Below are 20995 nucleotides of genomic sequence, written 5' to 3' on the forward strand. Positions count from 1 at the left end.
TGACGCCGGCGCTGCCCGATTCCATGCTGAAAGGGACGTTGATTTCCATGCCCGGCGAAATTTCCAGGCCGAGATCGGCCATGGCCTGGCGGTATCCCGCGCTACGGTCGACCGAACGGTCGTTGAGCGGGTAATGCAGGTTCATGAAGGCAATCCGGCGATAGCCCCAGTCATACAGGGACCGCGTCATATCGTAGGCCGCCTGCCGGTTGGACAGCCCGACGGCCAGGTCGAACGGCTCTTGCGGCAGGTTCCACAGCTCCACGACCGGAGCCATGCTGTTTTCCAGAATCCTGCGGCTGACCGCCGTATGCTCCGAGCCGGTCAGGATGATCGCGGCGGGGCGCCAGCCGGCAAAGCCGGTCAGCAGCTTTTCCTCCACATCGACATCGAAGCTGGTCTCGCCCAGCAGCAAATTGTAGCCACGGGCCGAAAATTGCCGGGAAAGCTCTTCGATCGTGCCGGAAAACACCGAGTTCATCATCGTGGGGAAAAGCGCCACGATGATGGGGCTCTGCTGGGAGACGAGAGAGCGAGCCACATTATTGGGCACGAATCCGGTCCTGCGGATCGCGTCATGAATCCTTTCAAGCGCGGCGGGCGAGACGGCTGCCGGCGTGCGCAGGGCCCGCGAGACGGTCATGGTGGTCACACCAGCCATCTGCGCCACATCCGCCATTCTCACGACCCGGCTTTTTGGCCTGACCTGCTTCACCCTCGTCTCCAGTCTTGCCGAAACCTCAAAGGCCCAGCTCGCCTTGCGAACTGCCCGAACTGCATTCAATCAAATATCGAAAAACGCACGGAATTAGCGCTTTTCTCCTGATTTTCCTTCTTGTTATCGTTCACATATTGACTTCGGTCAAGTTTGGCAGCAGATTGCACCTCGACAGGACGCCTGCCGACCTTATGGTGGCAGACTAAATGTTAGCGATAACAAGAGTTTTTGCCAAGAAAAATGTTATCGATAACATTTCTTGGATGCGGATTTGAAGAAGGAATCGACATGGTCGACATCATAGCCAGAGCGCAGATGGGAGACGTTATCTGGGCGCAACTCGATCGAGACGCCGATCTCTACACTGAAATCCTGGAGATCTGCCGGCGGGAGAATATCCGCTCCGGCGTCGTGCTCAATATCGTGGGCGGCCTGCGCAAGGCGCGCCTCAGCCTGCCGGTGGTTTCGACCTCGGTCGACGCGCCGCCGGGCATTCTCGAGCTGGAAGGCATGATGGAGGCCCAGGGCATCGGCACGATCGGCTATTCCGCCGACACCTACGATTCCGAGGACACCAGCGGAATCATCTACCATGCGGGCGAGCCCAACCTGCATATTCACCTCACCATCACCCATGAAGGCAAAAGCTATATGGGTCACCTGATCGAGGGCTGCATCGTGCGTTCGCTGCATCCGCGCTCACACTTCACCATAGTTCTGGCCAAGACCCCGGGAGCGCTGCTCAATTTCAGGGTCTCGGAAGAAAAAACCGAAAAATACCCCAACGGCCTTCCCATTCATGACCTGGTTCAGGAATGACCGGGCCGATGGGCAATCCACTACACGCATCTTAAAAGGGAGGAACGAGATGAAGACTACCGACAAAATCAGTGCGAAAAAGCGCTTCGGCACCGGGACGATTTCAGCGGCAACGGCCCTGCTGGCTGCCGCGCTGATCGCCACGCCGGCCAATGCGCAGGTCGTGCTGAACGTCAACAACTGGGCCGGCCCCACCTATCCGCTCGCCACCGAGGCGGCCGGGCTTTGTGAAGACATCAAGACCGTCACCGAAGGTCGCGTCGTCTGCAATATCCTGCCCAAGCCCATCGCCACCCCGGCCCAGACCTTCGACGCCGTGGTCAGCGGCATCGTCGATATCGGCTATACCGTGCATGGCTATACCGAAGGCCGGTTCGTGCTGACCAAGGCGGTGGAATTCCCGCTCTTCGGCGACACTGCCGAGACCATGTCGGTCGCCTATCAGCGCGTCTATGACCAGATGCTGGCCGATGCCAACGAGCATGAAGGCGTCAAGGTGCTGGCCGTCCACGTGCACGGCCCCGGCCAGATTTTCAATATCCGCAAGGAAATCAAGGCCATGAGCGATCTCAATGGCCTCAAGATGCGCGTCGGCGGGGGCGTCATCAACGACGTGTCGGCCCTTGTCGGCGTCGTGCCGATCCTCAAGCCGGCGACGGAAGTCTATGAACTGCTCTCTACCGGCGTTGCCGATGGCGTGTTCTTCGCCAAGGACGGTGTCATTCCCTACAACCTGCCCGAAGTCGTCAAATACACCACCTTCGTGCCGGGCGGCATGTACAACCTCTCCTTCGGCTGGTTCGCCAATCCCGACAAGTGGAATTCCATCCCCGAGGCCGACCGCGCCCTCATCGAGCCGCTGCTGGGCGAAACGCTGGCGCGCCGGCTTGGCGCCAAGTTCGACGAGGCCGACGGGGTTGCCCCGCAGGCGCTGGCGGATGCCGGCATTCCGGTGACCATCGCCGACGAGGCGTTCCTGGCCGAGCTCGCCGAAACCACCGAGCCCCTGCGCGCCGCATGGTTCGAAGACGCTGCCAAATTCGGCGTCGATGGCCAGGCCGTGCTGGATGCGCTCAAGGCGGAAGTGGCGAAAGTCGAAGCTGCCGGCGCGGGCTCCTGACGGTAATGATCGGGGGGCACGGACGAGTCCGTGCCCCACAACCCGGAGAGGATGATGGCCGCTTCCCTGTTTTCGCGCCTCAATCGGTGGATTTCGACGTTTTTCACCTATGTGACGGCGACGCTGCTCTTCGTCCTGATGGCGGTGACCTGCGTTGACGTCACCGGGCGTTATTTTTTCAACCACCCGCTCTTCGGCGGGCTCGAGCTGACGGAAATCCTCCTGGCCGGCATGGTGTTCTTCGCGCTTCCCCTCGTCTGCGCGCGCGAAGAGAACATCGTCATCGACCTGATGACGATGCCGCAGGGCAAATTGCGCATCGCCCAGAACGTCCTGGCCAATATCGCGGGCGCCGTCACGGCGGGCGTAATGTCCCAGCAAATGTGGCTCAGGGCCCTGCGTCTCGACAAGGCGGGCGAAACCACCATCCAGATCAAGATTCCCCTGGACATGGTGGCTTATACGATCAGCGGCCTGCTGGCGGTCACGGCCATTGCGTTCCTCATCAGGGCCTTCATCCCCTCTCCCGTTCCAGCGAGTCCCCAAGTTGATTGAGACCCTTGTCGGCTTTGCGGCCTTTATCCTTCTCGCCTTCCTGCGGATTCCGCTGGCAATCGCCATGACGATCGTGGGCTTCCTGGGCTTTGGCCATATGGTCAATATCAACGCCTCTCTCGCCATGGTGGGGCAGGTGACCTATGAAACGGGGCTGGCCTATTCGCTCTCGGTCATCCCGCTCTTCATCCTCATGGGCAATCTGATCGTGCGCGCAAAACTGGCCGAAGAGCTGTTCCGCGCCGCCTATGCCTTTGTCGGGCACTGGCGCGGCGGGCTGGCCATGTCCACCATCGTGGCCAGCGGCGGCTTCGGGGCCATCTGCGGTTCGGCCATCGCCACCACCGCCACCTTCTCGCAGATCGCCGAGCCTTCCATGCGCAAGTTCGGCTACAAGCCGAGCCTGATCGCCGGCACCATCGCCTCCGGCGGCACGCTGGGCATATTGATCCCGCCCTCGCTGGTTTTCGTCATTTACGGCATCATGACCGAAGAGAGCATCGGCAAGCTGTTCATCGCCGGCATCCTTCCGGGCATTCTCGCCATCGGCTTTCTGTGCGGGGCGATCTTCTACGTGGTCCGCCGCGATCCGCTGGCCGGCCCCAAGGGCGAGCGACAGGGCTGGGCTGTCCGCCTCGCCTCGCTGCGCCGGGTCTGGGCGGTAGTGCTGCTGTTCGTGGTGATCCTTGGCGGTATCTATGCCGGCATATTCACCGCCACCGAGGGCGCCGGCATCGGCGCGGGCGGCGCACTGATCTTCGCGCTCGTCCTGGGCAAGATGCGCTTGCGCGACCTGGTGGAGGTCTTCGTGCAGAGCGCCACCATGGCCGCCGGCCTTTTCCTCATCCTGGTCGGGGCGACGATCTTCACCAATTTCGTCAACCTCACCACGATGCCCTACGATCTCGTGGCCCTGATCCAGGGGGCCAATATGGCTCCGGTCATGGTGGTGCTGATGATCTGCCTGGTCTATCTCGTGCTGGGAACGGCCATGGAAGAATTGTCCATGATCGCGCTTACGGTGCCGCTGTTTTATCCCATCGTCACCGATCTGGGCTATTCCGGCATCTGGTTCGGCGTCATCGTGGCCGTCGTGTGCCAGATCGGCCTCACCACGCCTCCGGTCGGCATCAATATCTTCGTCGTCAAGTCGGTGATGAAGGATCTACCGCTGCGCGAAGCCTTCCGCGGCACCTGGCCGTTCAATGCCGCGCTGGTCCTTCTTCTTCTGCTGCTGGTCTTCGTGCCCGGCATCGCCACTCTTCTCGTAGAAAACGTTCGCTAATGCAAAACCGCGTGCATACCAGCGCCAGCGGCGAAGCCGCCCCTGGGATCAGGTCGGCATCGTCCGATAACCGTGCGGCTCCCGCCACCTACCCCTGGCTGAAAGCCGCGGCCAAACGATCACGCAACATCAGGAGCCTGCGCGAACTCGCCGCCCGCAGGCTCCCCCGGGGTATTTTCGACTTCATCGATGGCGGTGCCGAGGATGAAGTGACGTTGGCGGACAATTCCGCCGCCTTCGGCAGGCGCCGGCTGTTGCCGCGCGTCCTTGTCGATGTCGCCACGGCCGATCTGCGCTCGGATATTCTCGGCCGCCAAAGCGGGCTGCCTTTCGCTATCGGCCCCACCGGGGGCGCGGGCTTTGTCTGGCCGCGCGGCGATCTGGCGCTGGCCCGCGTTGCCGCCGATAATGACATTCCCTTCGCGCTCTCCACCACCTCGGCGGTATCCATCGAGCATATGCGCGAGCGCGTGGATGGGCGGCTCTGGCTGCAATCCTACATCTTCCGCCAGCGCGATTTCACGCAAAAGCTCATCAGCCGCGCCCTCGCTGCCGACTATGAGGCGCTGATCATCACCGTCGACCTGCCCGTGGGCGGCAATCGCGAGCGCGACTACAAAAACGATTTCTCGGTGCCGTTCAAATATACGCCGCGCAATTTCATCGATTTTGCCGCGCATCCCGAATGGGTCTTCACCACGCTGCGCTACGGCTTTCCAACCTTCGGCAACCTCAGGGACTTCACCCCATCCAACGACGCGACCAGGGCGGCCTCGTCGGTGGGGCGCAATTACGATGCCTCGTTCAACTGGGACGATCTGGGCCGCATCCGCGACTCATGGCCTCGAAAGCTGATCGTGAAGGGCGTCGTCCATCCCGAGGACGCCGACCGGCTCGCCGGCATGGGCGTGGACGCCATCGTGGTTTCCAACCATGGCGGGCGCCAGCTCGATGGCGGCCCTGCAACCCTCGATGCTCTGCCGCGGGTCAAGTCGGCCGTAGGGGATCGCGCCGCCGTCTATCTCGATGGCGGCGTCCGGCGCGGCAGCGATATTTTCAAGGCTCTCGCGCTCGGCGCCGATGCCGTGCTCATCGGCCGAACGTCGCTCTACGGGCTTGCCGCCGCCGGTGCCTCCGGGGTGGAGCGCGCCGTGGCGATCCTGCGGGAAGAGCTCACCCGCACCATGCAGCTTTGCGGCGCCACCTCGATTGCCCAGATCGACCAACGCTTCCTCATGCCTGCCCAACACCAGCGCTGACAGCGGAGAACACGATGAAGCTCTACATGTCTGCCAACTCCCCCTATGTGCGCATGGTTCGCGTTCTTCTCCGGGAGGCCGGCCGCGCCCCTGAAGTGGAGGAGGTCGAGCTCAATCCGCGCGACGCCTCGACCGGCTTCTGGTCGGCCAATCCGGTCGCCCGCATTCCCGCCCTGGAACTGCCCGATGGCACGGTGCTGGCCGAATCCGCCCTGATCTGCGCCTATCTCGACAAGGAACTTGCCGATGGCCGCTTCTTTGCGCCCCTCCATGCCGATGTCCGCCGCCTGGCTCTGTTCGGCCTGATCCAGGGCATGCTCGACCGGGGCGTTGCCGCGCGCACCGAAAAGACCCGCCCGGGCGCTCCCGATACGAAAACCGTCATCGATACCCAGCTTGCCGGCGTTATCCGCGTCGCCGACGCTCTCGAACGGACCGCGGCGGACGGCATCGGGGAGGTCGACATGGTCGATATCGCCTGTGGCTGCGCCATGTCCTGGATCCAGTTCCGCCATCCCGAACTGGATGTGCTTTCCGCCCGCCCGCGCCTGGCCCACTGGTGCAGCCAGATGGAGTCGCGCCCCTCCCTGGCCACAACCCGCCCCACCGCGGCACCCTAGATCATTTCAGCGTTTAGTAGGAACGCTGAAATGATCTAAGCCTTTGTTTTGTCGCGTTTCCGAACCGCAAAACCGTTCCACTTTTGCTGGAAGCGCTCCAGAGCGAAAAATCGCCTTCCCCGGCCCGCCCGTCTCTCAAGGGCCAGCCGCCTGTCCGCCGATAGCCGGCGGCAGGCCAGGCACCCCTGCTACACATGCTGGTCAGCAGAAATCTCGGTGCCGTCCAAAATCGCGGCATAGTGGGACACGAGCAACAGGCCCACTGGATTTGGCGTTAGGCTGGGCGCTCTATCGAAGATAGCGACCTTATTGCGTATCCCATAAAGCCGCTTGCCGTAGCACAGCAGGTGCTCCAGGGATCGCATGCAGAACACCATGGCCGGCAACGCGTTTGCATAGGCTTTTCCTGCCGCTGCATGTTCTCCCTGCTGCCACAGCCGCCAAATATGCACGCAGTGGTCGACAATGTCGGATGCTACCACAAATCCTTCGCAGCCCACCTTGAGATTATCAAGCATCTCCAGGCCCCCTTGTCCGTTTAAAACGGTGAGCCTTCCGGCCGAGGCCGAGATGACACCAGCGACTTCAAGCACCGGCATCTCTCCCTTGAGGTGGGTGATATTGGCCTGGCGCTCAATAAGAGCGCCAATATCGGCGCCTGTCAGACCCCGCCCCATCAGCGCCGGCGCATTCTGTATCGCGACGGGCAGCGTCGTCATGCCTGCGGCGGCGGCGAAGAAATCGATCATCGCCTGGGCGCCGTAAGCTCCCACCGGGGGCTGGAGGATGACCCAGTCCGCCGAAGCGGCCTCAGCCGCCTTCAACGTGGTCGCCTGCTCCGGCAATGAATTGCCGTAGATGGTGACGCCAAACGCAACGCGACCACAGATATCGGCAGCCGTATCGGCGATCAGGGCAAGGCGCTCGACCTCGGTGAGCTTGGCCACTTCGGTCGCGAGACCGAGCACCACAATGCCGTCAACACCCGCGCCGATGCAGTGATCCACCTGCCGGCGCATAGCCTCACGATCCACGGCGCCGTCCTTGTCGAACAATGCATAAAGCACAGCGTGGATGCCTCGTTGCCTGTGCATCTACAGCGCCTTGACGACGTGGCGGGCCGGCGCTCCGGCGGCAAAATGGTTTCGAAGCGGCAGACCGAAAGCCGGACTGCTGATCTCCACGCTGTCGCCTTCGGAAATGCTGACGCCATCGCCGAAGCTGAGAACGCTCGCCCCGTAGAAATAGACATGCACGTCGCCAGGGCGGCGGAAGCCGGCATACTTGAAATGATGCTCCTCGAGGTTGGCGATGGTGTGGGTCATATTCGCCTCCCCCGAAAGGAAACGCGACTGCCAGATAACCTCTCCCCCGCGCCTGATCACGACGTCGCCTTCGACTGCGTCAGGAAGTTCACCGATCAGCAGTTCTGGCCCGAAGCTGCTGGGCCGCAGCTTGGAATGGGCGAGATATAAATAATTCTGACGCTCCATGACGTGGTCAGAATATTCATTCCCCAAGGCATAGCCCAGGCGTAGCGGCGTGCCGTCATCGGCGATGACGTAAAGACCGCAGATCTCGCCCTCCTCGCCCCCGCCTTCGGCATGGCCGGGCTTGGTGATCGTGCCCTCGGGGTGGACCAGCCAGTCACCATCCCCTTTATAGGCCCATTCAGGCTGCACGCCGATCTTGCCGTCCGCCGGTTTGCCCCCCTCCAGGCCGAGCTTGAACATCTTCATGCTATCGCTGAGATCGTGCGATTGCAGCTCGGTGTGCATCGCATCGCGCTGCTTGGCGCTCCCCAGATGGGTCAGCCCGGTAATAGCAAGCACCGTATGGGCAGGGTCGGGATGGTCGAGCGGAACGAGAATGCGACCGGCAGCAAGCATCTTTTCGACATCAACCGCCTCCGTGCTCAAGCGCCGGCTCACTTCATCCGCCAGGGATATCCCGGCCCGCCACGCGTCAAGCGCCAGATCACGCACCGTTTTTGCCTTGACGCGCCTGTAGCCCGCGACATCGTCGAGCAATGCAGCGACAGCGCGTTGGCCGCCGTCATCGAAGAATTGTATGATGCGCAATCTTTTCTCCTTACTTCCATTATTGTATGAGTAATCTACTTCTTTTTTTGAGTCAGGCAAGGAGGGTGCCGTGATGGCCACCGATAAACGCAAGCTGGGCAAATCCGGCATCGAAACCACCTTGATGGGCCTAGGCGGCGCGCCGCTCGGCGATCTCTACGAAGTCATCCCGGAAGAACGGGCCTTGGGCACCATCCACGCCGCCTATGACTTGGGCATCAGGCTCTTCGATACCGCTCCGCTCTATGGAAAGGGCATTTCCGAGCATCGTTTCGGCGCAGTCCTGCGCCAGTTCCCCGACGACCGCGCAAACATCACGCTCTCAACCAAGGTCGGCCGCTATCTGGTGCCCGAGACCCGCGAAAAGGTGGATCGCAGCGTCTTTAAGGGCGGCCTCGATTTCAGGCTGATCACCGACTACGGCTATGACGGCACGATGCGTGCCATTGAGCAGAGTTATCAGCGGCTAGGCATGAACCGGATCGACGTGGTGCATATCCACGACTGCGATGTCGACACCTGGGGGGAAGAAGGCTTCGAGCAGCGCTTCAAGGAGGCTGCGGATGGGGCCTACAGAGCTCTGCATGAACTGCGCGAACAGGGGGTGATCAGCGCCATCGGCGTCGGCGTTAACAACATCATGCCTCTCTTGCGCTTCGCCGAGGTCGGGGACTTCGACACCTTCATGCTGGCCGGTCGCTACACCCTGCTGGAGCATGCCGCCCTCGATGAATTGCTGCCGCTGTGCGGAAGGCGTGGCATCGGCATCATGACGGCCGGCCCCTTTAACTCAGGCATCCTGGCAACAGGCGCCAGGCCGGGCGCCACATACAACTACAAGCCGGCGCCGCAGGACATTCTGGACAAGGTGGCGCGCATCGAGGCGGTTTGCGCTCGGCATGGTGTAAAGCTCGCTGCGGCAGCCGTGCAGTTTCCGCTGGCCCACCCGGCCGTGGCCAGCATGGTTCCCGGAGCGGTCCGTCGAGAAGAGGTGGAAGCCAACATAGCCCTGATCGCCGAGCCTATCCCCGCCGATTTCTGGGCCGAACTCAAGCACGAAGGGCTTCTGCGGGAAGACGCCCCGACGCCCTGATCGGGTACAGCCCAACCTGCAACGACGAGGGCCCCCATCTTGCGATGGGGGCCCCTTTGTCGATGAAGGTCGATATTAGCCGTTAAGGACCTGATCGACCGCGGTACTGGCATCTTCCATGCCGACGTCCACGTCCTTGGCGCCGGTGAGGATATTGACCAGCTCCACCGAGAGCGCATCCACCACCTGGGAGAACTTCGGATCGGAGAACGGCACGCGTTCCGGCTGCACGGTGGCGAGGCTCTTGGAGACCTCGGCGGCGCTGTTGCCGGGGTAGTATTGCGTGAATTCCTCGTCTGCCCAAACGGAGGCCCGGGCAACGGGCGAGCCGGTCTCGCGACCGACAGCCATGGATACTTCCGGTGATGTCGCCCAAGCCACGAAAAGTGAGGCAGCTTCGGGATTGCGGGCTCGTGCCGGCATGCCCAGGAGCCAGAACCAGTAGTTCGGGGCCGGAGAAGCACCGGCCCCCGACGGCCAGGCAAAGGCGTCTACCTTGTCGGTAACCTTGCTGGAGGCCTTATCGAGCACCACGGCGAGCTGGCCGCTGGCATCGGTGAAAATGGCCGAGTTGCCTTCCTTGAACACCGTCGAGGCTTCGAGCCAGCTCATATTGGCCGTACCCTGCGGACCATTGGCCTTCAGCAGCTGGTTCAGATAGATGTCCGCAGCCAGCTTGGAGGCGTCGGAGTTGAGGGCCGCCTTGCCATTGGCAAAGAAGTCGCCGCCGGTGCTGAGGAGGTAACCGGTCCACACCCATACCACGTCGAGACCGCGACGGCCGCGGCCGACGATGCCCGACATGCCATCCTTGTTGAGGACCGTTGCAGCATTCACCAGATCTTCGAAGGTGTCGATCGAGGAGATGCCCTGAGCATCGAACAGGTCCTTGCGGTAGATGACCACTTCGCATTCGGTGCTGATCGGCAGCGCCATCAACTGGTCCTGATAGGTACCAGCGGCACGGCCGGAGGCGAAGATATCGTCCATATTATACCAGGATGAGTCGATCACCGAATTGGAACCGATGATCTCGCCCAGCGGGGCAAGCCAACCGGCCGCGGTGTACTGGCCGGCCTGGAGGTTGCCCACCATCAGCGCGTCATAGTTGGCAGTGCCGGAAGAGAGCTCTACTGCGGCCTTCTGATAATAGTTGTCTTCCGAAAGGATATCGAGCGTGACGGTCATGCCGGTCAGTGCCTCGAACTCGGAGATGCGGGCCTTAACGGCGTCTGTCCACCAGTGGTTGACCAACAGCAGGCGCAGATTGGTGCCGGCGAATTTCTGCCAGTCGGCAGCGTTCGACTGCGCAAAGGCGCGCGAGCCCAAAAGGCCCATGCCGAGTGCGGCGGCACCTGCCCCACCGATAAACTGACGACGGTTGGGCACGAAAAGGCTTGGTCTCTTGATCATTGGTTTCCTCCCTGATCGGTTCTGGCGCGCACCACCCCGCGCGCACATTTGTTAGATTTGCGCGGGTGGCAGCGGTGCTTCTCCCATCATCATGGAGACTGCCTTGTCGGCGATCACCATGGTGGGGGCATTGGTATTGGCGCTCAGGATGTTGGGCATGATGGACGCATCGAAGACGCGCAGCGCATCGATGCCCTTCACCTTGAGCTCGGGCGTAACCACCGACATGGCGTCCGATTCCAGGCCCATGCGGCAGGTGCCCACGGGGTGATAATTGGTCTTGACCGTGCGCTTGCAGAAGGCCTCGAGCTCCGCGTCGGTCTGGAGTTCCGGCCCGGGCAGGACTTCCCGCGCGATCGTGTCCGCCATCGGTCGAGTCTGGAGAATTTCGCGGGCGTATCGGATAGCCGCGATCTCGGTCCTGAGATCGTCGGGATGTCCGAGAAAATTGGGATTGATGATCACCTTGTCGAGCGGATCGGCGGACCGCAGCTTGATATTGCCACGCGCCTTTGGGCGCATCAGGCAAAGGGTGAAGGTCACGCCATGGCCCGGAGGCACATCGAAGACATCGCGGTCCAGATAGATCATGGCCACGCAGTAGATCTTGACCGTGGTATCGCTGTCGCGGGTGATCGGATTGACGAAGGCGCAGGTTTCCGCGCCGTTGGACGCGACCGGCCCACTGTTGAAAAGCAGATATTGCAGGCCGTTGACCAACATCTTGGCGCCGCGTTCTTCACCAAAATAGCCATAGGCGCCGTTGGTATAGGCGCTGACCGGCACTTCATGATGGTCTTGCAGGTTCTGCCCCACGCCCGGCAGATCCACGCGCACCTTGATGCCGTGTTTTTCGAGCTCGGCGGCCGGGCCGATGCCGGAAAGCATGAGCAGTTTGGGCGAGACATAGGAGCCGGAGGTCAGGACGACCTCCTGGCCCGCCCGCGCCTGCTGGACCTTGCCATTCTGGATGAATTCGACACCCACGGCCTTGTCGCCCTCAAACAGCAGCCGGGTGACTTGGGCGCCGGTCTTGAGCGAGAATTTCTTGTTCTTGCGGATCGGATTGAGGAACGCTACCGAGGCGCTGCAACGCTTGCCATGGTCGGTGGTGATCTGCATGAAGCCGGCGCCATATTGGTCACCGGCGTTGAAATCACCGGTATAAGGCACGCCCATGCCCTGCATCGACTTGAGGAAGATGTGGGCCATGTCGCAGATGTATTTGTGATCCGAAACCTTGAGCGGACCGTCGATGCCGTGTGCCGGGCCGTTCAGGCGCTCATTGCCTTCGAGGCGCGTGTAGTATGGGAGGATGTGCTCCCAGTTCCAGCCACCCTGGTTTCCGACCGCGGCATCCCACTCGGCATATTCCGATGGCTTGCCGCGCATATAGATCATCGCGTTGACCGAGCTGCCGCCGCCAAGAACATTGGCCTGCGGCACCTTCGTGGTACGGCCGCCCAGCTGCGCCTGAGGCTCGGATTCGTAGATATTCAGGTATTTGCTGCCACCAAGCATCTTGAAGAATCCGGCAGGCATGCGGAACAACAGGTTATCGTCCAAATAGCCCGCTTCGAGCATGAGCACTTTGGCACCGTATTTTTCCACCAGCCTCCAGGCAGTCACGCAGCCGGAACTGCCACCACCCACCACGATGTAGTCGTAGTCCATAGTCTTCCTCCAAGGGATGCACGCAATCGCCCGCATCTTTAGCGCTGCCTCGACCGTCTCGTCGATTGACGCACCTATTACTCCGAGGATAATAGAATAACACAAAACGGCAAGCGAAAAAGGAGGCCTCCGTGATAGAACTTGAAGGCGTGATCATCGTGACGGGCGCAGCATCCGGCATCGGGCTTGCGACGGCGCGTTATCTCGCGCGCACCGGAGCGCAGGTGGTTGCTGCCGATATTAACGCCACCAAGCTGGCCGCGATCGACGCCCCAAACATACACGCCATCCCCGGCGACCTGACGAACGGGGAGGATTGTCGCCGCATCGTTGAATTTGCCGCTGGCATCGGCCCGGTCAAAGGCCTTTTCAACTGCGCGGGGCTCGAATTGCACGGCTCGGTCGTTGATATGAGTGAAGCGGACTGGGACCTGGTGATGGGCGTCAACCTGAAGGCCGTGTTCCTGATGTCCAAGCACGTGATCCCGCATCTGATCGCCAATGGCGGCGGCGCAGTGGTCAACATGTCGTCGGTTCACGCCCATGCCACCGCACCGACCGAGGCGGCTTATGCCGCGACCAAGGGGGCCGTCATCTCCATGACCCGCGCAATGGCCCTCGATCACGGCCGGGACAAAGTCCGCGTCGTGGCGATCTGTCCAGGCCCGATCGATACGCCGTTGCTGCGCGCCAATGCCGCCGACTTTAATCCTACCAACCCTGACGCGCAGATTGCCGAATGGTCGGCGGAGCAGGCCCTCAACCGCCTTGGTCAGCCCGAAGAAGTCGCCAAGGCGGTGGCGTTCCTCTTGTCGGAAGACGCCTCGTTCATTACCGGCTCTTTCCATATGGTGGATGGGGGCATGTTGGCGTCATTCTGACGCCAACATCTTGCTAGAGCGCGAAACGGTTTTCCGGCAGTCCCGCCACATCGGTGTCGATGGCAAAGAGACTGCCTGCGATGCGCTCGGTCTCGGGGGCGCCGTTTTCACCTGACGTGATGTACAGGGTTTTGAGATCATCACCGCCGAAAGTGGCGGTGGTGGGGTTCGTCACCGGCATGTCGATGACGCGATCGAGCCGCCCATCGGGCGCGATACGGACACTGCAGCCCCCGCCCCAGCGGCAGTTCCAAACGTAACCCTCCCGATCGATGGTCGAGCCATCCGGATAACCGCGACTGAAGCCTTCGAAGAAAGCCCGCGGCGGCCCGATGGTTGCCGTCGCTTCATCAAAATCGTGCGCCCAGATGATGTTGGCCAGCGTGTCTGCAAAGTAGAAGGTGCTTCGATCCGGCGACCAGACCAGCGTATTGGACACGCCGATTTTGTCCCGGAACTGCGTGTACCGCCCCCCCGAATCGACGCGATAGAGAACTCCCTCTGTGCCGCCGGCCGGTAGAGGCTCGCCATTGATGCCAACATTGGAGCGCATTGAGCCGACCCAGAAATGGCCCGTCGGGTCAGTGCGTCCATCATTGAGGCGCAGGCGCGGAAAGCCGTCCAGGGGCGGACCGAAGGCACGCCGACTGCCATCTCGCGGAGAGAACAGGATAAGGCCGGACCCCAAAGCAACGAGCAATAGGCCGGGATCGCTGGTCAGGCTCAGGGCCACGACCGGCGCATCGAAGGACCAGGACCGGGTCGCGCGGGTCTGCGGATCGTAGCGATGTGCGAGGAAGCGATTGATATCCGTCCAATATACTGCCCGCTCCGCGTCATTCCAAAGCGCGGCTTCCCCGCAGCGGTCACCGGCGGGGACGACGACGTAAGGTGTTCCCAGTTGCATGGCCACTGCCCATCCTAGTGCGATTCGCGTGGCACGTCGGAGCCACGGCATCCGACAAGCACGTCCAGATCAACGCCGCGATCCGCCTGGAGCACGTGATCGATATAAATCTTGAGATACCCGCTGGTCGCATGGGGTGCGGGCCTCCGCCAGGCCTCCAGGCGCCGCTCCATCTCCTCTTGCGAAATGTCCAGATGCACCCGCCGGCCGGCCACATCGACTTCGATCATGTCGCCATTTTGGACGATTGCCAAAGGCCCGCCCTTGGCTGCTTCCGGCGCAGTGTGCAGGATAACGGTGCCATAGGCGGTGCCGCTCATACGACCATCGGAGATGCGCACCATGTCGCGGATGCCTTTGCGCAGGACCTTTGGCGGCAGCCCCATATTGCCGACCTCGGCGAATCCAGGATACCCGGTTGGCCCGCAGTTCTTGAGAACCATCACGCAGGTTTCATCGATATCGAGATCCTCGTCATTGATGCGCTCGTGGTAGTCCTCGATGGTTTCAAACACCACGGCCCGACCGCGATGGTTCATCAAATGGGCCGAGGCTGCAGATGGCTTTATGATCGCTCCGTCGGGCGCCAGGTTGCCACGCAATACGGCAATGCCGCCGCTTTCGGTCAGAGGGTTTTCGAGCGGGCGGATGACGTCGTCGTTCCAGTTCGCTGCATTCTCTATGCCGCTCCATACACTGGCGCCGGTGACGGTGATCACGTCTCGATGCAGTTTGCCGGCTTCCGCCAGGCGCCTCATCACTGCCGGCAGGCCACCGGCATAGTAGAAATCTTCCATCAGGAATTTGCCGGAAGGCTGGAGGTTGACGATGGTGGGGATGTCCCTTCCCAGCCGGTCCCAGTCGTCGAGCGTGAGATCGATGCCGACACGCCCCGCCATGGCCAACAGATGCACCACGGCATTGGTCGAGCCGCCGATGGCGCCGTTGACGCGGATGGCGTTCTCGAAGGCCTCGCGGGTCAGCACCTTGGAAATGCGCAGGTCTTCCTTGACCATGTCCACGATGCGCAATCCGGCCGAATTAGCCAATACCAGGCGGCGCGAATCGACGGCGGGAATTGCCGCATTCTGGGGGAGCGCGAGACCAAGCGCCTCGGCCATGGATGCCATGGTCGAAGCGGTGCCCATGGTCATGCAATGGCCGGCGGAACGGGACATGGCCGCTTCGGCTTCCATGAAATCGTCCACCGAGATTTTGCCGCTCTTGACCTCTTCGGACAGTTGCCAGACAGCCGTGCCCGATCCGATCTGCTGGCCCCGATAATGGCCATTGAGCATTGGGCCGCCGGACACCACGATGGTGGGCAGATCGACGCTGGCCGCGCCCATCACCAGGCCCGGCGTGGTCTTGTCGCATCCACAGAGCAGGACGACACCATCGAGCGGATTGGCGCGGATCGATTCCTCGACATCCATCGAGACGAGGTTGCGCAGCAACATGGCGGTGGGCCGAATATTGGATTCACCGGTCGAGGTCACCGGGAATTCCAAGGGAAATCCCCCCGCTTCAATCACTCCACGTTTGACGTGCTCGGCAATAGTACGAAAGTGTGCATTGCAGGGAGTCAGTTCGGACCATGTGTTGCAGATGCCGATGACTGGACGTCCATCGAACATACGCGAGGGAATGCCTTGATTTCGCATCCAACTGCGATGGATGAATGCGTCCTTGTCATTTTTGCCAAACCATTCGGTCGACCGCAGGCGGCGGGTAGTCTTGTCGTTCATTCCATCACCGAGAATTCTGTTCACCCGGAATCGCTCGAAGGCGGCCCAGGAAGCTAGATGCGTGTAACGACCATTGATACATCTATTATTGTATGAGTAAATAGGGTATTGCCGTTCGCGGCAGAGGAGGGCGCATGGCCTATATGGGAAAAACGCTGGAGCTGTTGCAGGCGCCGAACAACGTCAATCGCCGGCGGCTGCACGGTTCGGTGGCGCACGAAATTGCGGTGCTCATCATCGGGGGAAGCCTGCCGCCCGGCGAGGTTCTGCCGAATGAGGACACGCTGAGCGCGGCATTGAACGTGTCGCGCACCGCCTATCGCGAAGGCATTCGGACGCTCGTGGCCAAAGGGCTGCTCAGTGCACGCCCCAAGGTCGGCACCACGGTCAATCCACGGGCATCCTGGAATATTCTCGATGGAGATGTGCTGTCCTGGTACTTTGAGGTTGCGCCCGATCCAGCCTTTATCACTTCGCTTTTCGAGCTTCGCAGCATCGTTGAACCCGCAGCCGCCCGATTCGCCTGCGAACGGCATGGCCCGGACGAAGCGACCATGATGAAGGCGGCGCTGGAGGGCATGAAGCAGAGCCATACCGCGCCCCACCTTATCCTCGAGGCCGACCTGGCCTTTCACCGCGCCATTCTGGTTTCTTCGAAGAACGAGGCCATCCTGGCTCTGTCCAGTGTGATCGAGTCGACGCTGCGCTGGTCGGCGCGTCTCAAGGTCCTCACCTCGCCGCGCATCTATGAGTCCAGCCTGCCCGAACATGAAAGCGTGCTCGAGGCCATTCTGGCCCGGGACAGTGCGGGCGCCGCCGAACAGTTGCGCGTCCTTGTCGAAAGGGCCCTGCGCCAGACGCTAGAAGCCCTGGAACAGCGCCCCGCAGATTGACGGATCATCCGCAATGCTCGCTGCAAATATCGATGACTACCGCATCCGCGCCCGGCGGCGGTTGCCCCGCATGTTCTTCGACTATCTCGATGGCGGCTCCTTCGGAGAGGTGACGCTGCGTCGCAATCGCAATGATTTCGACACCATTACCATCGAACAGCGCATTCTGCGCGACGTGGCCGTGCGTGATCACGAGGCAAGCTTCCTCGGCCGCAACTGGTCCGCGCCGCTCATGCTGGCGCCTCTCGGCTTTTGCGGCATGTTCAGTCATCGTGGAGAGATCAAGGCGGCGCGCGCGGCGGAACGAGCAGGCATTCCCTTCTGCCTCTCGACCATGTCGATAACCGGCCTCGCCGAGGTCGCCAAGGCTGTTTCAGAACGCCCGGTTTTCCAGAGCTATGTTTTTCGCGACCGCGATCTTTCTCTTGAAATGCTGGACGCGGCACAAAGGCTCGGCGCGCCGACGCTGGTACTCACGGTCGATGCCAATGTCTCGGGCATCCGCGAGCGCGACACGCGCAACGGCTTCCGCACCGCCACGCGGCTCGGGCCGCGTGCCCTTGCCGATCTCGCGCTGCACCCGCGCTGGTGCCTGCAAATGGCTCCGGGCGGCGTGCCGCAGCTTGGCAATATCGCCGGACGGAAGGATTATGGCCATGGGGTGATGGCCCAGGCCAGCCGGCTTTCGGCGCAAATCGATCCGAGCCTCACCTGGAAGGATGTCGCCTGGCTTCGGCAGCAGTGGAAAGGGCGCCTCGTCGTCAAGGGCATCCTCTCCGTCCCGGACGCGCGCGAGGCCGTCATGGCTGGCGCCGACGCCATCGTGGTGAGCAATCACGGCGGCCGGCAGCTCGATGGCGCATGCTCCTCCGTGGCCTCCCTGCCCCCTATTGTCAAAGCGATCGAAGGCGAGGCTGAAATCCTCCTCGACAGTGGCATCCGCCGGGGCAGCGACGTGTTCAAGGCCCTGGCCCTGGGGGCTGATGCCGTGCTGCTGGGTCGTGCCTATGCCTATGGACTGGCTGCGGATGGAGAACGCGGCGTTGCCGGCGTGATCCGCCTCATTCGCTCGGAACTCGACATCACAATGGCCCTTAGCGGTGTGCACTCTCTGGCCGAATTGCGCGCCGACGGACCTTCTATTCTCAGACACAATTTTGCTTCCTGACACATGAAACCCAGCCTTTTGATCGCCCGGCACCTGCCGCCAGCCGCCATGATTCTTGCCGAACAGCGTTTCGATCTCGTGCCCTCCGGCGGTCGGGATCTCGATACTGCGACCACACTCGGCCTATTGCGCGCGAGCGCCGCGCAGGCCCTGCTGCTCTCGGCCAATGTAGTCCTGGATGCGGACGCCATGGCACAATTGCCCGAAAGCGTGCGGATCGTTGCCACGGCCAGCGTCGGCTTCGATCACGTCGATGTCGAAGCAGCCCGCAGTCGCGGCATCGTCGTTACCAACACGCCCGGCGTGCTGGACGAATGCACGGCGGACTATGCCTTCATGCTTGTGCTGATGGCAGCACGCCGGGCGGGCGAGCATATGACGCTCATCGCCAATGGCTGGTCGCACGGCCTCGGCATGGTGGAACTGGCCGGCACGCGCGTTTGGGGAAAGACGCTGGGCATTGTTGGCATGGGCAGGATCGGAAAGGCGGTTGCCCGCCGCGCGCTCGGTTTTGGAATGACCATCCACTACCATGACCGCATGGCGCTGCACTCCGACATCGCCGGTGACGCGGTCTATCACGACACGCTGCCAGACCTGCTTGCCGCATCCGATATAGTGAGCCTGCATTGTCCGGCCATGCCCGGCAATCGCCCCCTGCTGAGCGCTGCCGAATTCGCACGGATGAAGCCCGGCGCGATACTGGTGAATGCAGCCCGGGGTTCGCTGGTGGACGAATCGGCTCTGCTTGACGCGCTCGACAAGGGCATCGTGGCGGCAGCGGGCCTCGATGTCTTCGCCCGCGAGCCCCATCCCAATGGCGTTCTGGTGCAGCACCCCTCGGTCATTGCCACGCCCCATATGGCCAGCGCCACCATGGAAACGCGCAATGACATGGCGCTCCTCGCGCTGGACAATCTTTCGGCATTTTTCTCCGGCGCGCGCCCGCCAAATGCCCTGAACTAACTTTTCTTCTCATACAATATGAGATATAGGCATCAAGACCCGGAAAGGGCTATACTGGGAGGTATTGGATGGTGCATGGCACATCTGGCGCGCGCAAGCGCCCACCGCTAACGTTGGAGCGCGCCGCGCCCCTGGTGATGCTGGCGCCAATGGTCGTCGTGCTGGCGGCACTCACGATCTATCCGTTCGTGGCCAACGTCTTTTACAGCCTCCATGCCAAGGACCTCACCCAGCCCTTCAACGATGGCTTCAACGGCGGCGCCAATTTCATGGCGGTTGTGGGGCGTGCCTCCTTCCTGCACTCGCTCACTGTCACCGCGATCTTCGTGGTGGTCTCGCTCGCCACCCAGTTGGCGCTCGGCTTTCTCGTCGCGCTGATGCTGTGGCAGCCGATTGCCGGGCATCGGCTCTTCACCACGATCCTCATCCTCCCATTCGGACTTACTCCGGTGGCCCTGGCGCTCGCCTGGCGCCTGCTGTTCAATCCCGCCGGCGGGGGCATCAACATGCTTTTGACGGCCCTGGGCTTGCCCTCGCTCGACTGGACGGCATCCCCGGAGCTGGCCCTGCCCTCGCTGATCATCGTTGACGCCTGGCAATGGACGCCCTTTGTCGTGCTGATCCTGCTGGCAGGCCTGGTTGCATTGCCGCGCGAGCCGTTCGAGGCAGCCGCGGTCGAAGGCGCGGGATACTGGCAGAGCATAGTCTTCGTGGCGCTGCCTCTTTTGCGCCCTCTCATCCTTGTTGTTGTGCTCTTCCGCGGCATCGACCTGTTCCGAACCTTCGACACCTTCTGGGTGGTCACGGGGGGCGGGCCGGGAAATGCCACCGAAACGCTCAACATGCTGCTTTACAGGCTGGCCTTCCAGAATCTGAACTTCGGCCACGCCTCGGCGCTCGCGCTTGTCCTCTTGGCCATCATCCTGGTTCTGTCCCAGCCCCTTATGAAACGCCTCGTCGCCAAACGTGGAGCCTGACCATGCCCAGTCAAGGACGCCTCAACGTCATCCGCTTTATTGGCCTTGCACTGTTTTGCTCCGTCTGGGCCGCGCCGATGATCTATATCGTCAGCATCGCGCTGCTTGATCCCGTGGCCGAGGGCAGCTTCCTCGCCCAGCTCACCCTGGCGAATTTCCAGACGGTTTTGGCCAACCGGGAATTCCTGCTGGCCCTATTCAATTCGGTGATCATTGGCCTGGCGTCCACCGCCATTGTGATCGTCATCGCAACGCCAGCCGCTTATATCTGCGCGGTGCGCGAATTTCCTGGCCGCACCCAGATCGAAGGCTGGATCCTGAGCACGCGCATGCTGCCGGCCTTTGTGGTGGTCGTGCCCTATTTCCTGCTTTTCCGCACGGCCGGCCTGCAGGATACACTTCTCGGCCTCATCATCATGCATGTGATCGTGAGCCTGGCGCTGGCCTTTTTCATGCTCCGCAGCTTCTTTGCCGAACTGCCCCGCGAAGTGCTGGAAGCGGCCTATATGGAAGGCGCGGGCACGTTTCGCACGCTATTCAGCGTCGCGATCCCCCAGGTGCGCTCCGGCATGATGGCCACCGCCATCCTCGTCTTCATCTTCTCATGGAACGAACTGGCCTTCGCCTTCACCCTCGCCGGCGGCGCGGTGAAGACCGGCCCGGTCGCCATCTTCTCCTTCATGGGTTTCCAGAACGTCCAGATCGGCCCTCTCATGGCTGCGGCGACGCTTCTCGTCCTGCCCATCGCAATCCTGCTCATCCTCAGTCAGAAGGGGCTCATCCGCGGGCTCAGCTTCGGCGCCATCAAGGCTTAGCAA

General features: G+C 61.9%; 20 protein-coding genes. 13 read left to right on the forward strand and 7 right to left on the reverse strand.

Annotated elements, in window-relative coordinates; all coding sequences use genetic code 11:
- The coding region (locus tag VDP82_RS01135; RefSeq protein ID WP_323012997.1) for a LacI family DNA-binding transcriptional regulator at positions 1 to 679 on the reverse strand (679 nt) is incomplete at its 3' end.
- 327 nt (positions 680 to 1006) lie between these two features.
- Between VDP82_RS01135 and VDP82_RS01140 the strand changes: the two genes are divergently transcribed.
- Genes VDP82_RS01140 through VDP82_RS01165 form a run of 6 tightly spaced genes read left to right on the forward strand, consistent with a single transcriptional unit; the run spans position 1007 to position 6376 of the window.
- The gene (locus tag VDP82_RS01140) at positions 1007 to 1537 is read left to right on the forward strand and encodes a PPC domain-containing DNA-binding protein (RefSeq protein ID WP_323012998.1); all 531 of its coding nucleotides are present in this window, start codon (positions 1007 to 1009) and stop codon (positions 1535 to 1537) included.
- A 49-nt stretch (positions 1538 to 1586) separates the two neighbouring features.
- On the forward strand, positions 1587 to 2657 hold the full coding sequence (locus VDP82_RS01145) for a TRAP transporter substrate-binding protein (RefSeq protein WP_323012999.1): 1071 nt from the start codon (positions 1587 to 1589) through the stop codon (positions 2655 to 2657).
- A gap of 54 nt (positions 2658 to 2711) precedes the next feature.
- A complete protein-coding gene (locus tag VDP82_RS01150; RefSeq protein WP_323013000.1) occupies positions 2712 to 3212 on the forward strand; it encodes a TRAP transporter small permease in 501 nt (166 codons plus the stop codon).
- Positions 3205 to 4497 (forward strand): TRAP transporter large permease, encoded by a 1293-nt coding sequence (locus tag VDP82_RS01155; RefSeq protein WP_323013001.1) that lies wholly within the window; start codon positions 3205 to 3207, stop codon positions 4495 to 4497. Before VDP82_RS01150 ends, VDP82_RS01155 begins: the two co-directional genes overlap by 8 nt.
- The gene (locus VDP82_RS01160; RefSeq protein WP_323013002.1) at positions 4497 to 5756 is read left to right on the forward strand and encodes an alpha-hydroxy acid oxidase; all 1260 of its coding nucleotides are present in this window, start codon (positions 4497 to 4499) and stop codon (positions 5754 to 5756) included. Before VDP82_RS01155 ends, VDP82_RS01160 begins: the two co-directional genes overlap by 1 nt.
- 14 nt (positions 5757 to 5770) lie before the next feature.
- Positions 5771 to 6376, forward strand: coding sequence for a glutathione S-transferase family protein (locus VDP82_RS01165; protein WP_323013003.1), 606 nt, complete (start codon positions 5771 to 5773; stop codon positions 6374 to 6376).
- A gap of 188 nt (positions 6377 to 6564) precedes the next feature.
- On the opposite strand, the gene VDP82_RS01170 is transcribed toward VDP82_RS01165, so the two are convergent.
- Positions 6565 to 7470 (reverse strand): dihydrodipicolinate synthase family protein, encoded by a 906-nt coding sequence (locus VDP82_RS01170; RefSeq protein WP_323013004.1) that lies wholly within the window; start codon positions 7468 to 7470, stop codon positions 6565 to 6567.
- Entirely contained in the window at positions 7471 to 8457 is a 987-nt protein-coding gene (gene araD1, locus VDP82_RS01175; protein WP_323013005.1) for an AraD1 family protein, read from the reverse strand.
- A 73-nt stretch (positions 8458 to 8530) separates the two neighbouring features.
- On the opposite strand from araD1, the gene VDP82_RS01180 reads away from it, so the two are divergent.
- Positions 8531 to 9550, forward strand: a complete 1020-nt coding sequence (locus VDP82_RS01180) for an aldo/keto reductase (RefSeq protein WP_323013023.1) — start codon at positions 8531 to 8533, stop codon at positions 9548 to 9550.
- Positions 9551 to 9625: 75 nt separating this feature from the next.
- Here the strand turns inward: VDP82_RS01180 and VDP82_RS01185 are convergent, their stop codons facing one another.
- Positions 9626 to 10963, reverse strand: a complete 1338-nt coding sequence (locus VDP82_RS01185; RefSeq protein WP_323013006.1) for an extracellular solute-binding protein — start codon at positions 10961 to 10963, stop codon at positions 9626 to 9628.
- Positions 10964 to 11014: 51 nt separating this feature from the next.
- On the reverse strand, positions 11015 to 12742 hold the full coding sequence (locus tag VDP82_RS01190; protein WP_323013007.1) for a GMC family oxidoreductase: 1728 nt from the start codon (positions 12740 to 12742) through the stop codon (positions 11015 to 11017).
- 26 nt (positions 12743 to 12768) lie between these two features.
- Here VDP82_RS01190 and VDP82_RS01195 point away from each other — a divergent pair, with 26 nt between their 5' ends.
- Complete coding sequence (locus VDP82_RS01195; protein WP_323013008.1) at positions 12769 to 13518, forward strand: SDR family oxidoreductase; 750 nt, start codon at positions 12769 to 12771, stop codon at positions 13516 to 13518.
- A gap of 13 nt (positions 13519 to 13531) precedes the next feature.
- Here VDP82_RS01195 and VDP82_RS01200 read toward each other — a convergent pair whose 3' ends face one another.
- The gene (locus VDP82_RS01200) at positions 13532 to 14425 is read right to left on the reverse strand and encodes an SMP-30/gluconolactonase/LRE family protein (protein WP_323013024.1); all 894 of its coding nucleotides are present in this window, start codon (positions 14423 to 14425) and stop codon (positions 13532 to 13534) included.
- A gap of 14 nt (positions 14426 to 14439) precedes the next feature.
- Positions 14440 to 16173: an L-arabinonate dehydratase gene (araD, locus tag VDP82_RS01205; protein WP_323013009.1), complete on the reverse strand. Its 1734-nt coding sequence runs from the start codon at positions 16171 to 16173 to the stop codon at positions 14440 to 14442.
- A gap of 134 nt (positions 16174 to 16307) precedes the next feature.
- On the opposite strand from araD, the gene VDP82_RS01210 reads away from it, so the two are divergent.
- The 5 genes from VDP82_RS01210 to VDP82_RS01230 all read left to right on the forward strand — a co-directional run bounded on the left by VDP82_RS01210 (position 16308) and on the right by VDP82_RS01230 (position 20992).
- On the forward strand, positions 16308 to 17066 hold the full coding sequence (locus VDP82_RS01210; RefSeq protein ID WP_323013010.1) for a FadR/GntR family transcriptional regulator: 759 nt from the start codon (positions 16308 to 16310) through the stop codon (positions 17064 to 17066).
- A gap of 13 nt (positions 17067 to 17079) precedes the next feature.
- Positions 17080 to 18234, forward strand: coding sequence for an alpha-hydroxy acid oxidase (locus VDP82_RS01215; RefSeq protein ID WP_323013011.1), 1155 nt, complete (start codon positions 17080 to 17082; stop codon positions 18232 to 18234).
- 3 nt (positions 18235 to 18237) lie between these two features.
- On the forward strand, positions 18238 to 19200 hold the full coding sequence (locus VDP82_RS01220; RefSeq protein ID WP_323013012.1) for a D-glycerate dehydrogenase: 963 nt from the start codon (positions 18238 to 18240) through the stop codon (positions 19198 to 19200).
- A 68-nt stretch (positions 19201 to 19268) separates the two neighbouring features.
- Positions 19269 to 20177 (forward strand): sugar ABC transporter permease, encoded by a 909-nt coding sequence (locus VDP82_RS01225; RefSeq protein ID WP_323013013.1) that lies wholly within the window; start codon positions 19269 to 19271, stop codon positions 20175 to 20177.
- A 2-nt stretch (positions 20178 to 20179) separates the two neighbouring features.
- Complete coding sequence (locus VDP82_RS01230) at positions 20180 to 20992, forward strand: carbohydrate ABC transporter permease (protein WP_323013014.1); 813 nt, start codon at positions 20180 to 20182, stop codon at positions 20990 to 20992.
- The last annotated feature ends 3 nt before the right edge of the window (positions 20993 to 20995 follow it).

Source organism: Devosia sp. (assembly GCF_034675085.1).
In the GTDB taxonomy this organism is placed as follows: Bacteria; Pseudomonadota; Alphaproteobacteria; order Rhizobiales; family Devosiaceae; genus Devosia.